At 69.2% G+C, this 17,487-nt stretch carries 17 protein-coding genes; 7 read left to right on the forward strand and 10 right to left on the reverse strand.

Features of this window, described 5'->3' with window-relative positions; all coding sequences use genetic code 11:
• The first annotated feature begins 29 nt into the window (after window positions 1-29).
• The 3 genes from DA1_RS06675 to DA1_RS06685 are packed head-to-tail and all read left to right on the forward strand — an operon-like array spanning window position 30 to window position 3,371.
• The gene (locus DA1_RS06675) at window positions 30-1,403 is read left to right on the forward strand and encodes an aspartate aminotransferase family protein (protein WP_034397609.1); all 1,374 of its coding nucleotides are present in this window, start codon (window positions 30-32) and stop codon (window positions 1,401-1,403) included.
• Between the two features lie 7 nt (window positions 1,404-1,410).
• Window positions 1,411-2,484: a GNAT family N-acetyltransferase gene (locus DA1_RS06680; RefSeq protein ID WP_034397608.1), complete on the forward strand. Its 1,074-nt coding sequence runs from the start codon at window positions 1,411-1,413 to the stop codon at window positions 2,482-2,484.
• Window positions 2,466-3,371: an arginase family protein gene (locus DA1_RS06685; protein ID WP_034397606.1), complete on the forward strand. Its 906-nt coding sequence runs from the start codon at window positions 2,466-2,468 to the stop codon at window positions 3,369-3,371. The genes DA1_RS06680 and DA1_RS06685 overlap by 19 nt, the downstream gene beginning before the upstream one ends.
• A gap of 30 nt (window positions 3,372-3,401) precedes the next feature.
• Here the strand turns inward: DA1_RS06685 and DA1_RS06690 are convergent, their stop codons facing one another.
• The 9 genes from DA1_RS06690 to DA1_RS06730 form a co-directional block, all read right to left on the reverse strand.
• The gene (locus tag DA1_RS06690; RefSeq protein ID WP_034397604.1) at window positions 3,402-4,619 is read right to left on the reverse strand and encodes a DegT/DnrJ/EryC1/StrS family aminotransferase; all 1,218 of its coding nucleotides are present in this window, start codon (window positions 4,617-4,619) and stop codon (window positions 3,402-3,404) included.
• Window positions 4,612-5,106: a DMT family transporter gene (locus DA1_RS06695; RefSeq protein ID WP_034397603.1), complete on the reverse strand. Its 495-nt coding sequence runs from the start codon at window positions 5,104-5,106 to the stop codon at window positions 4,612-4,614. Before DA1_RS06695 ends, DA1_RS06690 begins: the two co-directional genes overlap by 8 nt.
• Window position 5,107: 1 nt before the next feature.
• On the reverse strand, window positions 5,108-5,476 hold the full coding sequence (locus DA1_RS06700; protein WP_012202070.1) for a DMT family transporter: 369 nt from the start codon (window positions 5,474-5,476) through the stop codon (window positions 5,108-5,110).
• Window positions 5,466-6,407 carry an alpha/beta hydrolase gene (locus tag DA1_RS06705; RefSeq protein WP_034397601.1) on the reverse strand — a complete coding sequence of 314 codons (942 nt, stop codon included), beginning with the start codon at window positions 6,405-6,407 and terminating at the stop codon, window positions 5,466-5,468. The genes DA1_RS06700 and DA1_RS06705 overlap by 11 nt, the downstream gene beginning before the upstream one ends.
• A 174-nt stretch (window positions 6,408-6,581) precedes the next feature.
• Window positions 6,582-7,286, reverse strand: a complete 705-nt coding sequence (locus DA1_RS06710) for an MtnX-like HAD-IB family phosphatase (RefSeq protein WP_034397598.1) — start codon at window positions 7,284-7,286, stop codon at window positions 6,582-6,584.
• The gene (locus DA1_RS06715) at window positions 7,279-8,223 is read right to left on the reverse strand and encodes an HlyD family secretion protein (RefSeq protein ID WP_034397595.1); all 945 of its coding nucleotides are present in this window, start codon (window positions 8,221-8,223) and stop codon (window positions 7,279-7,281) included. Before DA1_RS06715 ends, DA1_RS06710 begins: the two co-directional genes overlap by 8 nt.
• Window positions 8,220-8,978, reverse strand: a complete 759-nt coding sequence (locus tag DA1_RS06720) for an ABC transporter ATP-binding protein (protein ID WP_013800028.1) — start codon at window positions 8,976-8,978, stop codon at window positions 8,220-8,222. The genes DA1_RS06715 and DA1_RS06720 overlap by 4 nt, the downstream gene beginning before the upstream one ends.
• Window positions 8,979-8,993: 15 nt before the next feature.
• A complete protein-coding gene (locus tag DA1_RS06725; protein ID WP_034397592.1) occupies window positions 8,994-10,148 on the reverse strand; it encodes an ABC transporter permease in 1,155 nt (384 codons plus the stop codon).
• Window positions 10,145-11,617, reverse strand: coding sequence for an efflux transporter outer membrane subunit (locus DA1_RS06730; protein WP_034397591.1), 1,473 nt, complete (start codon window positions 11,615-11,617; stop codon window positions 10,145-10,147). Before DA1_RS06730 ends, DA1_RS06725 begins: the two co-directional genes overlap by 4 nt.
• 344 nt (window positions 11,618-11,961) lie before the next feature.
• Here DA1_RS06730 and DA1_RS06735 point away from each other — a divergent pair, with 344 nt between their 5' ends.
• The 3 genes from DA1_RS06735 to DA1_RS06745 all read left to right on the forward strand — a co-directional run bounded on the left by DA1_RS06735 (window position 11,962) and on the right by DA1_RS06745 (window position 14,988).
• Window positions 11,962-12,966 carry a fimbrial protein gene (locus DA1_RS06735; RefSeq protein WP_034397589.1) on the forward strand — a complete coding sequence of 335 codons (1,005 nt, stop codon included), beginning with the start codon at window positions 11,962-11,964 and terminating at the stop codon, window positions 12,964-12,966.
• Window positions 12,967-13,099: 133 nt separating this feature from the next.
• On the forward strand, window positions 13,100-13,825 hold the full coding sequence (locus DA1_RS06740) for a response regulator (RefSeq protein WP_012202062.1): 726 nt from the start codon (window positions 13,100-13,102) through the stop codon (window positions 13,823-13,825).
• Complete coding sequence (locus DA1_RS06745) at window positions 13,810-14,988, forward strand: sensor histidine kinase (protein WP_012202061.1); 1,179 nt, start codon at window positions 13,810-13,812, stop codon at window positions 14,986-14,988. Before DA1_RS06740 ends, DA1_RS06745 begins: the two co-directional genes overlap by 16 nt.
• 42 nt (window positions 14,989-15,030) lie before the next feature.
• On the opposite strand, the gene DA1_RS06750 is transcribed toward DA1_RS06745, so the two are convergent.
• Window positions 15,031-15,690: a TetR/AcrR family transcriptional regulator gene (locus DA1_RS06750; RefSeq protein ID WP_034397587.1), complete on the reverse strand. Its 660-nt coding sequence runs from the start codon at window positions 15,688-15,690 to the stop codon at window positions 15,031-15,033.
• A 45-nt stretch (window positions 15,691-15,735) separates the two neighbouring features.
• On the opposite strand from DA1_RS06750, the gene DA1_RS06755 reads away from it, so the two are divergent.
• Complete coding sequence (locus DA1_RS06755; RefSeq protein ID WP_034397586.1) at window positions 15,736-17,442, forward strand: acyl-CoA dehydrogenase family protein; 1,707 nt, start codon at window positions 15,736-15,738, stop codon at window positions 17,440-17,442.
• Window positions 17,443-17,487 lie beyond the last annotated feature (45 nt).

The following is a 17,487-nucleotide window of genomic DNA, read 5'->3' on the forward strand; positions in this document are numbered from 1 at the left end:
CGGCGGCTGAATATCTGGAGCCCTTTGCTGTGATCAATAACGCCCAACTTCTGGCCGACGAAGCCAAGTACTGCTCGTTCGGGGATACCGTCCACTACGTCAACCCGCCCAAGATCTTCTCGGGCTGCGAAGGCAGCTACATGTACGACGAGGCCGGCACGCCCTACCTTGATCTGCAGATGTGGTATTCGGCCGTGAACTTCGGCTACAAGAACAAGCGCCTCGAGCAGAAGATGATCGAGCAGCTGCAGACCCTGCCCCAGGTCGCCAGCCAGTACCTGCACCCCACCAAGATCGAGCTGGCCAAGTTCATCGCCCAGGATGCGGAGCGCAAGTGGGGCCATGCCGGCCGCGTGCACTTCAACGTGGGCGGCGCCCAGGCCATCGAGGACTCGCTCAAGGTCGTGCGCAACGCCAGCGGCGGCAAGAGCCTGATGTTCGCCTTCGAGGGCGGCTACCACGGCCGCACGCTGGGCGCCTCCAGCATCACCTCCAGCTACCGCTACCGCCGCCGCTACGGCCACTTCGGCGACCGCGCGCAGTTCATCCCCTTCCCCTACCCGTTCCGCCGCCCCAAGGGCATGACGTCCGAGGAATACGCGGACTCCATCGTCCGGGAATTCGCGCGCAAGTTCGAGAACGAGTACCACGCCATCTGGGACCCCAAGACCAACCAGTGCGAGTACGCGGCCTTCTACGTGGAGCCCATCCAGGGCACGGGCGGCTACGTCGTGCCGCCGCCCAACTTCTTCAAGGGCCTCAAGAAAGTGCTGGATGACCACGGCGTGCTGATGGTGGTCGATGAAATCCAGATGGGCTTCTGGCGCACCGGCACGCTGTGGTCGGTGGAGAACTTCGGCGTCAAGCCCGACGTGCTGGTCTTTGCCAAGGCGCTGACCAACGGCCTCAACGCCCTGTCGGGCCTGTGGGCGCGCGAGGAGCTGATCAACCCCACCATCTTCCCGCCGGGATCGACCCACTCCACCTTCGCCTCCAACCCGCTGGGCACGGCCCTGGGCCTGGAAGTCATGAAGATGACCCACGAGATGGACTTCGGCCGCCAGGTGCGCGAATCGGGCGCCTACTTCCTCGAAGGCCTCAAGGAGCTGCAAAAGCGCCACAAGGAAATCGGCGACGTGGACGGCCTGGGCCTGGCGCTGCGCGCCGAGATCTGCACCGAAGACGGCTTCACGCCCAACAAGGCGCTGCTGGACAAGATGGTGGACATCGGCCTCGAAGGCGGCCTGGAATACCAGGGCCAGAAACGCGGCCTGGTGCTGGACGTGGGCGGCTACTACAAGAACGTGATCACCTTCGCGCCCTCGCTGATGATCTCGCGCCCCGAGATCGACGAAGCCATGGTCCTGCTGGACCAGTTGCTCACGAAAGCCAAGGCGGCCTGAAGGCGCGATGCCCGCAGAGCGCCTGCACAACCAGCTCGAACCCCCAGGCCTGCTCGCGCAGTTCGCGGCCCATCCTCCCGAGGGCTTCGCACTGCTGCAGGACTGGCCGGCGCCGGCCTTCACGGCGCCCTTCGATCTTCTGACCACGGCGGACGACGCGCTCAAGGCGCGTCTTTTGTCGTTGCCCGGTGGCGGCTGGCTGTCGCGCCGGCTGCGCCTGTCCACCGACTTCGTGGGCACCACGGTCAGCGAGTACGCCGTGCTGCCCATGGGCATCCCTGCCGCCCAGCAGGCCGCCGCGCTGCGTGCGCGCGCAGGCCGGCGCATGCTGACCATCGTCAAGGACCTGCCCCAGGATTCACCGCTGCTGCCGGACGCCGACAACGCCCATGCACGGGCGCTGGCGCAGGCGCTGGCCGATGCGGGCTTCATCCTGGTCGAGGGCCAGGCCCTGGCCCATGTGCCCATCGACTTCTCCAGCCTGGACGAATACCTTGCACGCCTGTCCAAGAGCCGCCGCCAGAACCTGCGCCGCAAGCTCAGGAGCCGCGCGCAGCTGCACGTGCAGCGCATTCCCACGGGCGCGGCCTTTGCCGATGACGCCTGCGTCGATGCCTACTACGCGCTGTTCGATGCGGTGTATGCGCAAAGCGAGATCCACTTCGACAGGCTCACGCGCGATTTCTTCGCGGCCCTGCTGCGCGATGCAGGCAACGGCGGCACCGTGTTCGAATACCGCGCGCTGCAGGACGACGGCACGCCCGGCGCGCTGCTGGGCTGGAACCTGTGCTTCGAGCACGGCGGCAAGCTGATCGACAAGTACATCGGCCTGTCCTACCCGGCCGCGCGCGAGGCCAATCTCTACTTCGTGAGCTGGATGGTCAACCTTGAATACGCCATCGAACGCGGCCTGAGCCACTACGTGGCCGGCTGGACCGACCCCGAGGTCAAGGCCCAGCTGGGCGCCAGCTTCACCTTCACGCAGCATGCGGTCTTCATCCGCAATCCGCTGCTGCGCGCACTGGGCCGGCGCTTTGCCGGCCACTTCGAAAGCGATCGCCAATGGAGCGAACAGAACTGAATGCCCAGCCGGTCGTGCTGGATGTGGATGGCTCGGTGGGAACCTTGCCCGGCGAGCTGCGCCTGCCGCTGCAGGACTGGCAGGAGCAGGTGCGCTTTGGCTGCGGCCTGCGCCGGTTTGCGCAGTTCCGCGCGGCACTCGATGCGCAACTGCCCGCCGCGCATGGCACGGCCCTCATGGGCAGTGGCGACTTCCACCACCTGAGCTGGCCGCTGATCGAGCGCTGCATCACCGCCCAGGCCCTGTCCGCGGGCCGGCCGCTGCGCGTGGTCGTGCTGGACAACCACCCCGACAACATGCGCTTTCCCTGGGGCGTGCACTGCGGCTCCTGGGTGCGGCGCGTGGCCCTGCATCCGGCCGTCTCGCATGTGCATGTGGCCGGCATCACCTCCGGCGACATCGGCCGCGCGCACGCCTGGGAGAACTACCTCACGCCGCTGCGCGCCGGCCGCCTGAGCTACTGGAGCGCAGGCGTGGACACGGGCTGGGCGCGCCGCCTGGGCGTGGATGCCGCCTTTCGCGGCTTTGCCAGCGTGGCCGACCTGTCCCGCACGCTGGCGCGCATGCTGCGCGAGCAGGCCCAGCCCACCTACCTGAGCATCGACAAGGACGTGTTCGCGCCCGAGGTGGTGCGCACCAACTGGGACCAGGGTCGCATGCAGGAAGGCGAGGCCCTGGACATCATCGGCGCGCTGGCCGGCCAGATCGTGGGCAGCGACATCACGGGCGATGTGTCCTCCTGGCGCTACACGACCTGGTGGAAGCGCTGGATGAGCGCCGGAGACGGCCAGGACACGCAGATCGGCGCGCAGACGCTGGCCACCTGGCAGCTGGGCCAGCATGCGTTCAACGAGCGCCTGGTGGAGCGTCTGCAGCAGGCCAGTTGAGGAGCCGGGACCACGGCGTCAGGCGGCAGCCTACACTGTGGCGCTTTCCAGCACCTCGACCAGATCGCCAAAGCGCGCGTCGTCGAACCACAGGCTGTTGCCCACGGCCACCAGGCGCCGTGCCCAGTCGCGCCCCTGGTCCACCACGTCCTGGCGCGCCAGGCCCAGTACATGGTCGTAGCGGCCATAGTCGGGCAGCACATGGACGAAGGGCAGCGACAAACCCCAGCCCCGCCCCCACTGCGCGCGCAGCAGCGCATCGCGCGTGGCGGCATCGCGCAGGCGCAGCAGCAGCACGGGCCAGACGCCTTGCGCACCCGGCACGGTGTCGCCCACCACCTCGATGCCATCGATGGCCGACAGCCAGGCGCCGCGCTCACGCGCCTGGCGCTGCAGTTGCTGCTGGAAATCCGCCAGCCGCGCCAGTGCGCGCCGGCCCACGCGGCGGCGCCAGGCGCCCAGTTCATGGCGGGGAATGGCGTCGTCGAAATCATCGCCGGCGGCCTGCACCCAGTCGCTGCGCGACAGCGCATCGCGCAGGGGACGGCCATAGGCCAGGTCCAGCCCGGCGGGGCGGTACAGCGCCGCATAGCCCAGCAGCTCCAGGCTGCGGCGCAACTCCCAGCCCCGGTCCTGGCGCACGCTGGCCGCATGTGTCTCGCGCAGTGCCTCGCGCAGCGCGGGGTCGCGCGCCAGCAGCACGCCGCCCTCGAAGGTGGTCAGGCCCTTGCCCACGGCCAGGCTGTAGAAGCCCACATCGCCCTGCCAGCCCACGGGCTCGCCGCGCAGGCGTGCGCCCAGGGCCTGGGCCGCGTCCTCCACCACCCAGGCGCCCACGGCGCGCGCGCAGTCCACGGCCGTGGCCACGTCGGCCACGCGGCCGCACAGATGCGTGGGCAGCACGGCCAGGGTGCGTTCGCTGCACAGGGCGCGCAGGCGCGCGGGCTCCATGTCCAGCGTGTCGGGATGCAGATCGCACAGGCGCAGTTGCAGGCCGCAGTGCGCCACGGCCAGGGCCACCAGCGGGCAGGTATAGGCGGGTGCGATGACTTCGCTGCGGCCCGGCGCCAGGCGGCGCAGGGTCTGCAGCGCCACCATCAGCGCCGAGGTGCCCGAGCATTCAAGCTGCACGGCGGGCACGCCCAGCCACTGCGCCAGCGCCGTCGCCAGGTCCGCGTCGCCCCAGGGCAGCAGGTCGGCCGCGCGCAGCGGCAGGCCCGCCGTGGGCGGCAGCACGCGTTCAGCCACGGTGCGAGCCGTGCTCGGCCGAGGCCGCCAGATGCGCGGCGCCCGCGCTGGCCGAGCCCGCGCCCGGGTTGCCGCCCGCATGGCCCGGCGTGTCATCGTCTGCGCCGGGCCCCTCGGCCTCCTGCGTCTCGCTGACGGCCAGGCAGGCGATGCCGGCCACGATGAACAGGCAGCCGATGATCTGGGGCATGCCTATGCGCTCGTCGAACAGCCAGTACGACAGCGCCAGCACGGAAAGAATCTCCAGGTGCGATGCCGCAAAGGCCGGGCCGATGGGCGCGCGCTTGAGCAAGGTCATCCACGAGAAAAAGGCGCCGATGTAGCCCACGAAGGCGCCATAGATCCAGGGCTGGCCGAACACGCGCGCCAGCCAGGCCGTGGAGAACTCCAGCGGCAGCGCCGCATTGCCGGCCTGCTTGAAGCTCAGCTGGGCCAGCGTGTCGAAGGCCATGAGCACCAGAAAGCCGATGAAATAAAAGCGCTTCATTTCAATGGAGGCCCACGATGGCGACGCCTATGGACACGAGGACAATTCCGGCGACCCGCATGGGTGCCAGCTTCTCGGCAAACAGCAGCCGGCCCGCGATCATGATGGCCACGATGTTGATGGAGCCCAGCAGCACGCCTTCGGACAGCGGCACCAGCGAGAGAAAGGCCAGCCACAGCACGAACTCGGCCACGTAGCAGCCCACGCCCAGCCACAGCCAGGGCCTGGAGGCCATGAAGCGCCAGCGCGCCAGGCCGTCGAGGTCACCGGGCTGGCTGGCGGCGGCCTTGAAGGCCAGTTGCCCCCCGCTGTCCACCAGCACGTTCAGCACCCACAGCGTGATGACCAGCGGCGAGAGATCACTGCCCATGCCGTGCGGCCTCCGCAGCCCGCACCTCGCGGGGGGCGGCACCGCTGGCGATGCGCGCCACGAACTCGGTGGTGCGCGCGATCACGGTGCGGCGGTCGCGGTCGATGGTGACCATGTGGTAGCTGTTGTCCAGCAGCACCAGCTCGACATGGGCCTGGCTGGCGCCATGCACGATGTCATGGGCGTTGGCCACCGACGAGATGTCGTCGTTGCGCGCATGGATGACCAGGCAGGGCGAGCGCAGCTGGGGCAGGCGCGCCAGCACATGGGCCGAGAGGCGGCGCAGCTCGATGATGGACCACCAGGGATTGCCCGGCAGGCCGGCCGCCGCGCTGTCGCCCGAGTGCATCTGCTCGACCACGCGTGCGCGCAGCGCCTCGTCCTTGATGCCGTAGGGCGGCTGCTCCATGAACACGCTGTGGCGGCCAATGCCCAGCGCGCGGAACAGCGGCAGCAAAAAGGCCAGGCGCGTGTAGAAGGGAATGCTCCAGCCGTCGTAGCGGAAGGTGGTGGACAGGGCGCAGACGCCGTCCACCTTGTCGGGGTGGCGCTGGGCCACGGCCAGGGAGAGCACGGCGCCCATGGACAGGCCGCCGACCACCACATGGTCCATGTGCTGCGACAGTCGCTGCAGCCCGGCCTCCACGCTGGCCAGCCAGTCGGTCCAGCGCGTGTCCACGAGATCTTCCATGCTGCCGCAATGGCCGGCCAGCTGGACCGCATAGACGGTGAAGCCCTGCTTGTTCAGCCCCTTGGCCAGCAGGCGCATCTCGGCCGGCGTGCCCGTGAGCCCGTGCACCAGCAGCACGCCGGTACGCGCGGCCGCGCCCGTGCCGGGCATGACGAATTCATGCTCGGTCACGCAGACGCTGTCCAGCCCCGTGGCAGGCTCGCTGCGCTGAACCAAGGAGAGCCCATCACTCAAATTCATGTCAATTTTCCATGACGCTGCGCGTCGCCCTCTGACCATGAAACTGGCGTGCCCTGAGGCCAGAGACACCAAGGAAGGGCCTTGGCCGGCCGCGCCGCCCCGCACCGAAGGTGTCGTCCCCCTTGGGGGGCGCCGTGCAACGGGAAGGCGCGAAGCGACTCAGGGGGTGGTATGTCATGCCAGCGCCTCCAGGCCCAGGACGACCTTGTCGAGGAGGGCCGTGGCCTGCTCGAAATGCTCGAAGGGCGCATGGGCGATGCCCCGGCTCTCGCAGTGGGCGATGAGCTTGTACTTGGCCAGCACGAAGTCGGCCCGGCCCGAGACGCAGAAGTCCGAGGTGCTGTCGCCCACGTAGAGCACGCGGCCGTTCAGGGCCTGCTGCTCGGCCAGGCGCTCGCACTTGCAGTTGCCGCTGGCGCGTGCGCACTGCGCGCTGGCCCAGGGAGAGTCCAGGCGCCAGTTGCGCTCGCCGGTCTGCACCAGGCGGTTGGCGATGACCTGCAGATGGCCCAGGCCATGGCGCTCCAGCACATGGCGTATGGCGTAGTCGATGCCGTCGCTGACCACCTGCACCACCATGCCGTGGGCCTGGGCGGCCGCCACGAAGCCGGCAAAGCCGGGGTCGATCTCGATGGTGTCCAGGTGGGCGCGCAGCTCGGCCTCGTCCATGTCCAGCAGCGCGACCTGACCCTTCATGCATTCGCGCGAGCCGATCTCGCCGCGCTCCCAGGCGTCTTCCAGTTCCTGCCAGCCGGGCTTGCCGAAGCGGTTGAGCAGGGTGTCGGTCACGTCCAGCAGGCTGATCGTGCCGTCGAAGTCGCTTTGCACCATCCAGCCGGGGGCGGCGGTGTCCAGATACAGGGGAATGCGCTTATTCATGAAACTGCACCCTTACGTTTTGACCCACGCGCACGGCGGCGGCGGGAGCTTGCTCGAAGACCAGCACGCACTCGATGACACGCACCGGCCCGCGCTGCTGGTCGTCCTGCAGCCGCGCCGTGCCATAGACGGGGCTGATGCGCAGCACGCGTGCCGAAGGCAGCTGCTGCTGTGCGGCGCCATCGGCGTCCAGCGTCACCGTGGCCCGCATGCCTTCGCGCACGGCAGCGGCGAAGCTTTCGTTGATTTCGGCGCGCACCTGCAGCGGGCGCTGCGGCAGCAACACCACGGCCGGCGTGCCGGGCACGGCCTGGCTGCCCGCATGGGTGGCCAGGCGCACCACGGTGCCGGCCTCGGGCGCACGCAGTTCCTGGCGCTTGTGCTGGGCGCGCAATTGTTCGAGCTTGCGCTGTGCCACCTGGGCCTCGGCCGCGGCCACGTCGATCTCGGCCTGGGCATCGCGCAGCGCCTGCGCGGCCTCGTCCACGTTCTGCGCATCGGCGGCGCCCTCGCGCGCTGCGGCCTGCCAGCGCGACAGGGTCTGCTTGAGCTGGGGCAGGCGCGCGGCGCGTGCCTTCTGGCGGGCCTTGGCCAGCTGGGCCTCGGACTCGGCCACGGCCAGATCGGCCTGGCCCGTATCGTCGGCCAGCCTCAGCAGCAACTGGCCGCGCTGCACGGACTGGCCTTCCTTGACGGACAGCTGCTGCACCACGCCGGCCACGGCAGGCGACAGGTCCAGCAGGCCGCCTTCCACCTCGATCTTGCCGCGCGCCACGGCCACGGCCGCCGGGCCGTTTTGCTGCGCCTTGGCGCTGGCCTGGCCGGCATTGGCAGGCGCATCGTGCGAAGGACCGCAGCCCGCCAGCAGCGCGGCGGCGGCCAGCGCCGCAGCCAGACCGGCAGTGGACGCGGCAAGGCCGCTCAGGGGGTACTTCATTCTTTTTCCTTCAACGGGGAGGTCTGGCGCCAGTCGCTGCGGATGGCGCCGTCCTCCATGCCGAGCACGCGGTCGGCATGGCGCACCAGGCGCGGGTCATGGCTCACGCACAGCACGGTCGTGCCATGGTTGCGCGCCGCGCGGTGCAGGATGTCGATGACGCGCTGGCCGCTTTCGGCATCCAGCGCACTCGTGGGTTCGTCGGCAAACAGCAGCTGCGGCGCCTTGGCCATGGCGCGCGCGATGGCCACGCGCTGCTTTTCGCCGCCCGACAGTTCGGCCGGGCGCATGTGGGCGCGGTGGGACAGGCCGACCTCGTCCAGCGCCTGCTGCGCGCGGCGCAGGGCCTCGTCGCTGCGCAGGCCCATGTAGCCCAGGGGCAGCTGTACCTGCTCGATGGCCGTCAGCGCGGGGAACAGGTTGAAGCCCTGGAAGACGAAGCCCGTGTGGCGCAGGCGGAATTTCTCCAGCGCCCGCGTGCCCAGCTTGCCCAGGTCCTCGCCCAGCGCCATGGCGTGGCCGCTGTCGGGCGCCTGCAGGCCCGACATCAGCGACAGCAGCGTGCTCTTGCCGCAGCCCGAGGGCCCGGAGATCAGGCTCAGCTCGCTCGGGTACAGCGACACGGACAGGCCTTGCAGCACCTGCACGCTGACCATGCCCGACAGAAAGGACTTGCACAGGCGCACGGCTTCCAGGCTGGGTGCCGTGCGGGGCGCCGCCGTGGGCGCGGGGGAGTGGGCATTCATCACGTTCATGGGGTCTGGCCGTCTTCAGCGCAGCAGCGTGGCCGGGTCGGCACGCAGCAGGCTGCGCATGGCGCCCAGGCCCGACAGCAGGGACAGCACGGCCACCAGCACGGCGCAGGCCAGCACGGCCGATGCGTTCAGCGCCACGGGCACGCGGTAGGCCATGGCCAGGGCCAGCAATACGGCGCTGGCCAGCGCGGCCATCACAAAGCCCAGGCCGCCGATCCAGCAGGCCTGCTCGACCACCACGCGGCCCAGTGCCGCGCGGCTCACGCCCAGCGCGTTGAGCACGGCGTACTCGCGCGAGGAAGCGGCCACCACGGCCTTGAGCGACTGGCTGGTGACCACCGAGCCCACCAGGCAGACGATGACGGCCATGAACAGCACGCCCGCGCCGGCGCCCGTGTCGAACATCCAGTAGCGCTGCGAGCGCCGCGCGAATTCCCTGGCCGTCCAGGCCTCGTAGGGGCCGAAACTGGGTGTGGGCTGGTTCAGGCGCTGCTTCACGGCCTTGGCCGAGGCGCCCGGGCGCACGCGCGCCACGAAGTAGGTGCTGCCCTGGCCGGGGTCGCCCGCAATCTCGCGGGCCGTGGCCAGCGAGGCCAATACGTTCACGCCGCCCAGGCCACGCAGGCCGTCCACGGCCGCCACCACCTGCACGCGGTGGTTGTTGACCCAGGCCACGCCGCCTTCGCTGGTGCCCAGGGTCTGCAGGTCGGCCCGGTCCACGATCACGGCGCCGGTCTCGCGCAGGCGCTGGCGCTGCCAGGGCTGGAGCACGTGGGAAAACAGCATGGAGGCGTCATCGGTGGCAATGCCCGACAGGTAGACCGACACGCCGCCGCCGTGCTCGCTCGCCGCGCCGCCGGCCCCCGAGTCCGAGCGCCAGTCGCCGTCCACCCAGACATAAGGCTCGACCGCCGCGACATCGGGGTCCATGCGCAAGCGCATGTCCACATCGCGGCCGATGGTGCGCCCGAAGTTCACGCTCTGCGTGCCCGGATAGCCGATCCACAGGTCGGCCGAGGAAGCCGTCACATACAGCGCGGCCGAGCCGAAGATGCCCAGCACCAGTGCGGCCTGCATGGCCAGCAGCACGCCGGAGAAGCCCACGGCGAAGACGGAGGGAATGAAGCGGCGCCACTCGTGCACCAGCGTCTTGCGTGCCAGGGCGATCATGAGGGCGCTCCTTGTGCGAGCGGAGCCAGTGGAGCCATGCCGCTGTCGGCAGCGTCCTGGTCCTCGGCCGGCAGCGGCGCGCCGCCCAGGGCCTTGTACAGCGCCACATAGGCCAGCGCATGGGCAGCCAGGGCCGTGGTCTGCTCGCTGCGCGCCTGCAGCGCGGCGCGCCGGGGCGCCAGGCCGCCGAATTCGCTGGCCAGGCCCAGCTTCAGGCGCTGGTCCTGCACGCGCTCGCGCTCGGCCAGCACCTGCTGGGTGGACTGCAGCGAGGCGATGCGCTCGCGCTGGGCGTCCAGCGCGGCCAGTGCGGACTCGACCTCGGCCACGCCGTCGAGCACGCTCTGGCGGTAGGCCTGGATGGCGGCCTGCAGCGCCAGCTCGCTGGCGTCGGCCTGGGAGCGGCGGCGGCCCCAGTCGAACAGGGGAATGTCGATCTGCGGCCCGAAGGTGGGTGCGTTGTCCTGCGTGGTACGCAGGTTCTGGGTGATGTTGAACGAGTACAGCAGCGAGCCGCCGATCACGAAGCGCGGATACAGCGCCGCATGCGCAATGCCCTGCTCGGCCGCCGCGCGTTCCACGGCGGCCTGCGCCACCTGGATGTCGGGGCGCGTGCGCAGCAGGTCGGCCGGCAGGGCGGCCACGCCCAGCGCCTGGGGGCCGGGCAGCGGGGCCTTGGCATCGGCCTGCAGCCACTGCGCATCGGGCCGCGTGCGGCCCAGCAAGGCGGCCAGCATGTGGGCGCTGCGGGCCTGGGTTTCGCGCAGGCTGGCACGCAAGGCCGCGCTCTGGCCGGCCTGCAGTTGCAGCTGGTGCACGGCCTCGGCCGTGCCCAGGCGCTGCTGCTGGCGCACCTGTGCCAGTTGCAGGGCACGCGCATCCAGCAGTGCCTGTTCGTCGATCAGGGCGCGCTGGCGCTGGGCCATGCGGATGTCCAGATAGCGGTGGACCACATCGGCCACCAGGGCCACGCGGGCCGCCTGCAGGCGGCCCCGTGCGTCAAGCACGGAGGCGGCGGCATTGCGCTCGCCGGCCTCGCGGGCGCCGAACAGGCCCAGGTCCCAGCTCACGTCGATGCTGGCGTGGAAATACGAGTCGATGGCCGCAATGTCCTGCAGCGTGCGCGCACCGGCCGTGAACACGGGCCGGAAGGCCGAGCCGGCCGTGCCGGCCAGCAGCCGTTGCTGGCGCAGGCGCGACTGGGCCTGGGACAGGTCGAGGTTGGCGGCCAGCGCCTCCTCGACCAGGGTGTTGAGGGATTCGTCGCCCCAGGCCTTCCACCAGCCCTGCAGGTCGGGCGCCGCGGCCGAGCCAGGTGCACCCGGCGCGGCGGCGGGCAGGGGCTGCGTCCACTGCGTGGGCACCGAGCCGTCAAGCTGCGCCGGAGGCGGCGAGGAGCAACCGGCCAGCGCCAGGGCGGCGCCCAGGCACAGGCTGGAGAGGCGATGCGTCGCGGCGGCGTGGTTCACGGGATGGACAGGCGGGAGGGGATGATCGAGGGGAGGGCCGGGAAAACGGGGCCAGGGAACCATGTCCCCGGATAGCCATTGGACGCGGCCAAGCTTGCGCGAGGTTGCAGGCTTTATGGAGGAAACATGGAGAGCGCAGCGCCTTGCGGGAGCCTCTCTGCCCCAACCCGGGCGAGAGCCAGTTGCGGACCGCCCGATCACTGTGGACTCGGATGATTCCGAGTTTATTTTCAGAACGCTCCAATTCCAAGGCCACATGCAGGTCAGTACATTGACCGGATATCGCGCCCTATGCCACCTGTCCCAAGGCATTGATCCATATCTTCCAGGCTGGAGTTCACAGCATGTATTTCACAGCCATCTTGCGCCATGCATTGGCCACGCCTCTCCTCTTGATTTTCTTTATGGCCCCTATTTCATCCTGGGCCCGTTGTTCCTCCCAGGGCTGGAATGCCCAGTTTCCAGGTTCAGCCAACACCCCCACCATCGTCAATGAAAATTATCCGATTGGCAGCGTTGTCTATTCCAGGACAATGGCTTTGCAGAATACCGGCGCCGGCAGCTACCATATTTCTTGTGACAATGATTTTTATTACATAGAAGGCATTGGAACGGAAAGCGGCGGAATATATTCCACCTCCATCCCCAATCTGGGCATGAGAATCACGTGGGAAAGAGCCGCGCCTTATTCAGGGTCCATGCTGAAACAGGGCATGTTCCATTCACTGCCAAGCAACAACATGACCATCGAGCTCGTGAAAACCGGAGAACTCACCTCTGGCGGTTTTCTGAATGGCAGCTTCGCACGAATTTACTCAGGGACCAGCAGTGCCCGTGACTTGCTGGCCACGGTATTCTTTTCGAGTGGCATCACCGTCAACGTCAGCAGCCGCCCCAGGCCACCGACCTGCCGGGTGTCCACGGGCAAGATCGACGTGACCATGGCCCCCACCCCGTTCGCCGATTTCAAGGGAATCGGGTCCGTCACGGCAGCCAAGGACTTCAGCATCGAGTTGACCTGCGCGGGAGGCGAAGCCAATACACGCCTGACCGCCTTCATCACGCTGACGGATGCCACCCAGGCCACCAACCGATCGAGCACGCTGACGCTGGCCCAAAATTCCAAGGCCCGGGGTGTCGGCATACAGGTACTGAGAAACAACGTGCCCGTGAGCTTCGGCCCCGACTCCGGCAGCCTGGGCAATGCCAACCAATGGAATGCGGGCCAGGTCGCACAGGGGCAGAACAGCCTGAAGATTCCGCTGAGCGCGCGCCTGGTGCAGACAGCCAGCAGCGTGACACCTGGCATGGCCTATGGCAGGGCGACCTTCACGATGAGCTACCAATAGCCGCTGATGGGTCCGCAGGAAATGAACAGCGCCAGCCTTGCGCGCGATTGCAGACTTCGTGGAGCCAATATGGAGGGGCGGCGGCATCCAGGGCATCGCACCATAATGTGCGCCTGGCCCTGCCAGCTTTCCCATGAACTCCACAGCACAGCCAACGGCAACCACCCCCCTCGTGCTCGTCGTCGAAGACGAGCCCGCCATCGCCAGCATCCTGACGGCCTATCTCGAGCGGGACGGGCTGCGTTCGCGCATGGCCTCGGACGGACAGGAGGCGCTGCAGCTGTTCCGCCTGCTGCGGCCCGACCTGGTGCTGCTGGACATCCACCTTCCCGGCATGGACGGCATCGACGTGCTGCGCGCCATCCGCGATGACAGCCAGACGCCCGTGATCATGGTCACGGCGCTGGCCGACGATGTGGACAAGCTGCTGGCCCTGCGCCTGGGCGCCGACGACTACGTGGTCAAGCCCTTCAACCCGCCCGAGGTCGTGGCCCGCGTGCGCGCCGTGCTGCGCCGCACCCAGGCACGCAAGAACCCGGCGCCCGCGCCCATCCGCGTGGGCCCCATCGAGATCGACGCCGAGGCGCACAGCGCCGTGGTCTACGACAACGAGGGCCGCGCCCTGCCGCTGCCCCTGACGCTGACCGAATTCCGCCTGCTGGCCTGCCTGGCGGCCCAGCCCCGGCGCTGCTTCTCGCGCTCCCACCTGATCGAGCACTGCCTGCCCGAGAGCGATGCGCTGGAGCGCGTCATCGACTCCCATCTGTCCAAGCTGCGCCGCAAGCTGCAGCTGGCCGGCCAGGAAGGCCTGATCGAGACCGTGCGCGGCATTGGCTACCGGCTATGGCCCTGGGACTGAGACCCAACCGCATCTGGGTACGCTTCGGCCTGTGGATTACGGCCACCGTGCTCAGCACCATTGCCCTGCTGGCCATCGGCGTGCTGGTGTTCTCGGAGATCCAGTACCGCGACTTCTACAGCAGCCTGCCGCCGGCCGTGCAGATCGAGCTGGACGAACTCAACGCGCAGTCGCTGGAAGACAGCCCGCGCGCCATGCAGATCTACGGCCAGTACTGGACGGGCGATCTGCTGTTCGGCGAGAAATGGTCCCTGGTCATCGGCCTGCTGGTGTGCCTGCCCTTCGGGCTGGCTGTGGGCTTCTGGGTCTCGCGCCTGGTGACGCGGCCCCTGGCGTCCATGGTCGAGGTGGCCAAGCGCGTGGAGCTGGGCGACTTCAGCGCGCGCGCCCTGCCCGGCAAGGCCCATGGCGAGATGGCCGAGATGGTGGTGGCCTTCAACCGCATGATCGATTCGCTGGAGACGCTGGAGGCCGAGCGCCGCGCCACGGCGGCCTCGATCTCGCACGAGCTGCGCACGCCGCTGACCGTGCTGCAGGCGCGCCTGCATGCCATCTGCGACGGCGTCATCGCCGCAGACGACACCGAGCTGAATACGCTGCTGTTCCAGGTCGAGCACCTGGGCCGGCTGGTCGGCGACCTGCACACGCTGTCCATGGCCGATGCCGGCCAGCTGTCGCTGCAAAAGCAGCGCCTGGACCTGGCCGAACTCGTGGCCGAGACGCTGGACCACCTGCACCCCCAGCTCCTGCAGCATGGCATGCAGCTGGAGATGCACCTGCCCGCGCCCAGTGACATCGGCATGGCCGACATCCGTGCCGACGCCGACCGCATGCGCCAGATCCTCTCCAACCTCGTCAGCAACGCCATCCGCCATGCGGCCAGCGGCGCATGGCTGGGCGTGGCGCTGACGGTGGAATCCGATATCGAAGGCCGTGCCTGGGCCGTGCTGCGCATCAGCGATGCCGGTCCCGGCCTGCCCAGCGAGCTGCGCGCCCACCCCTTCCAGCGCTTTGCCCAGGTGCCCGGCAAGCGCCGCCGCGAGGGCTCGGGCCTGGGCCTGTCCATCGTCAAGGCACTGACCGTCTCCCAGGGCGGCAGCGTGGAGGCCGACGACTCCGAGCAGGGCGGTGCCCGCTTCACGCTGCGCTTTCCGCGCGTCTGATCCCGCGCCGCTGGAGGCCGCCGGGGGCCGCTGCGGGGGCCGCTACGCGGACGGAGCCTGCGCCTCGCGCAGCAGCGCATGGATGGCCCAGCCCAGCGGCGCGCGCAGCTGCTGAAGCGCCTGCTGCGGCCCCAGCGCCAGCAGCGACTGCGACACCCAGCCATAGGTCAGCGTGTGCAGCAGCCGTGCCAGGGGCTGGGCCGGCGCGGGCAGTGGCGGATCGCAGTCCTGCAATGCCGTGCCCCACAGCTGTACATAGGCCTGGTAGTGGCGGCGGAAGGGCTCGGGCGCGGACACCTTGCGCTCCAGCATGAACAGCGCGGCCCACATCGGCGCCTCGCGCGCAATGCCGTCGACCAGGGTGTCCAGCAGGCGGTCCACGCGCGTGGCCAGCGGCATGCCGGCACTGTCCTGCAGCGTTTGCAGCCCCTGGGCGTGCAGGGCCTGCACCTGGCGGTGGATGCACATGGCCGCCAGCGTGTCCATGTTGCCGAAGTATTCATAGAAGGTGCCCAGGCCCACGCCGGCCACGGCGGCCACCTCGCGCACCGTGGTGCGCTCGTAGCCCTGCTCGATCACAAGCCGAACAAAGGCGTCCTGCAGCGCCTGCGACGTGGCCTGCGCGCGCGATTGCAGGGGGCGGCGCCGCACTTTGGGCGGCTGCGGCTGCTGCCGTGAAACCCGAACACCTTTGCTGGGCATTTTTCCTAGACTTTTGCGTTGAGACCAACGATCACGGAGACACGCATGAGCACCGGCCAGACTTTGCAGACAGGGCACACCTGGAACACGCACGACGTCCTGAACCAGGTCGACGAACTCACCGACTTCAACCTGCTGGAGGCCGACCCTGCCCTGGCCGAGGCCCTTCGGCGCAACGGCGCTGCGCGCCACATTCCTTCGCTGTCGCGCTATGCGCAGCAGCTGGGCGAGCGCGCCACCTGGGAGCTGGCCGAGCAGGCCAACCGCCACACGCCCGAGCTGCACCGCTTCGACGCGCGCGGCCGCATCATCGACGCCGTGGAGTTCCACCCGAGCTGGCACACGCTGCTGGGACTATACCGGCAGCAGGGGCTGATCTCCCTGCCCTTCGAGGACAGCAGCGCGGGCCGCTGGAGCGCCTGGGCCGCAGGTTTTTACCTGCACGGCCAGGTCGAACAGGGCACGCTGTGCCCGGCCACCATGACCACGGCCGCCATCCCGCTGCTGCAAAAGGAACCGGCGCTGTGGCAGCAGCTGCAGGGCAAGCTGTTCAGCCACGAATACGATCCGCGCGACCTGCCCGTGGCCGACAAGGCATCGATGTGGCTGGGCATGGGCATGACCGAGAAGCAGGGCGGCTCCGACGTGCGCGCCAACACGACGGTGGCCATGCCGGTGCACGCCGGCGGGCGTGGCGGCGAGTACCTGTTGCGCGGCCACAAGTGGTTCTTCTCGGCACCCATGTGCGATGCCCACCTGGTGGTGGCGCGCATGGGCACGAACGAGGGGAACCACGGTGGGCAGGCCTGCTTCTACGTACCGCGCTGGCGCCCGGACGGCAGCAGGAATGCCGTGCGCGTGCAGCGCCTGAAGGACAAGGTGGGCAACCGCAGCAACTCCAGCAGCGAGGTCGAGTTCGAGGACGCCTGGGGCATCCTGATGGGCGAGGAAGGCCGGGGCATTCCCACCATCATCGAGATGGCCACCTACACCCGCCTGAACTGCGTGCTGGGCAGCGCCGCCATCCTGCGCTCGGCCACGGTGCAGGCCCTGGCCTATGCGCGCCGGCGCAGCGTCTTCGGCAAGCAGCTGGCCGAGCAGCCGCTGATGCGCACCGTGCTGGCCGATCTGGCGCTGGAAAGCGAGGCCGCGCTGCAGATCGCCATGCGCCTGGCCCAGGCCTATGAGCGTGGAGGCGACGAGGGCGATCCGCTGGAGCGGGCCTGGAAGCGCATCATGACGCCAGCGGCCAAGTTCTGGGTCTGCAAGCGCGGCGTGGAGCTGACGGGCGAGGCCATGGAGGTGCTGGGCGGCAACGGCTACGTGGACACGGGCGTGATGGCGCGCCTGTTCCGCGAGGCGCCCGTGAACTCGATCTGGGAAGGCTCGGGCAACGTCATGTGCCTGGACGTGCTGCGTGCCATCTCGCGCGAGCCCGACGGCGCACAGCTGCTGCTGCAGGACCTGATCGACACGGCAGCGGGCGAGCCCGCGCTGCTGCAGCAGGCGCAATCGCTGGCACGGCGCCTGTCCGGCCCGCCTGACCAGCTCGAGGCCCAGGCACGCCGCCTGGTGCAGGACCTGGTGCTGCTGGCCCAGGCCTGCCTGCTGCGCCGCCATGCGCCGCCCGCCATGGCCGACGGCTTCATCGCCACGCGCCTGGGCGCGCAGCAGGGCGCCATGGTGGCGGGCGCCTTCGACCCGGCAGGCCTGGACATCGCCGCCATCCTGCAGCGCGCGCTGCCCGCCTGAAGCGGCCGCCGGCCCACCACACAACAAAGCATAAGGAGACAAGAC

This window comes from Delftia acidovorans NBRC 14950, assembly GCF_001598795.1.
Lineage (GTDB): Bacteria > Pseudomonadota > Gammaproteobacteria > Burkholderiales > Burkholderiaceae_C > Comamonas > Comamonas acidovorans.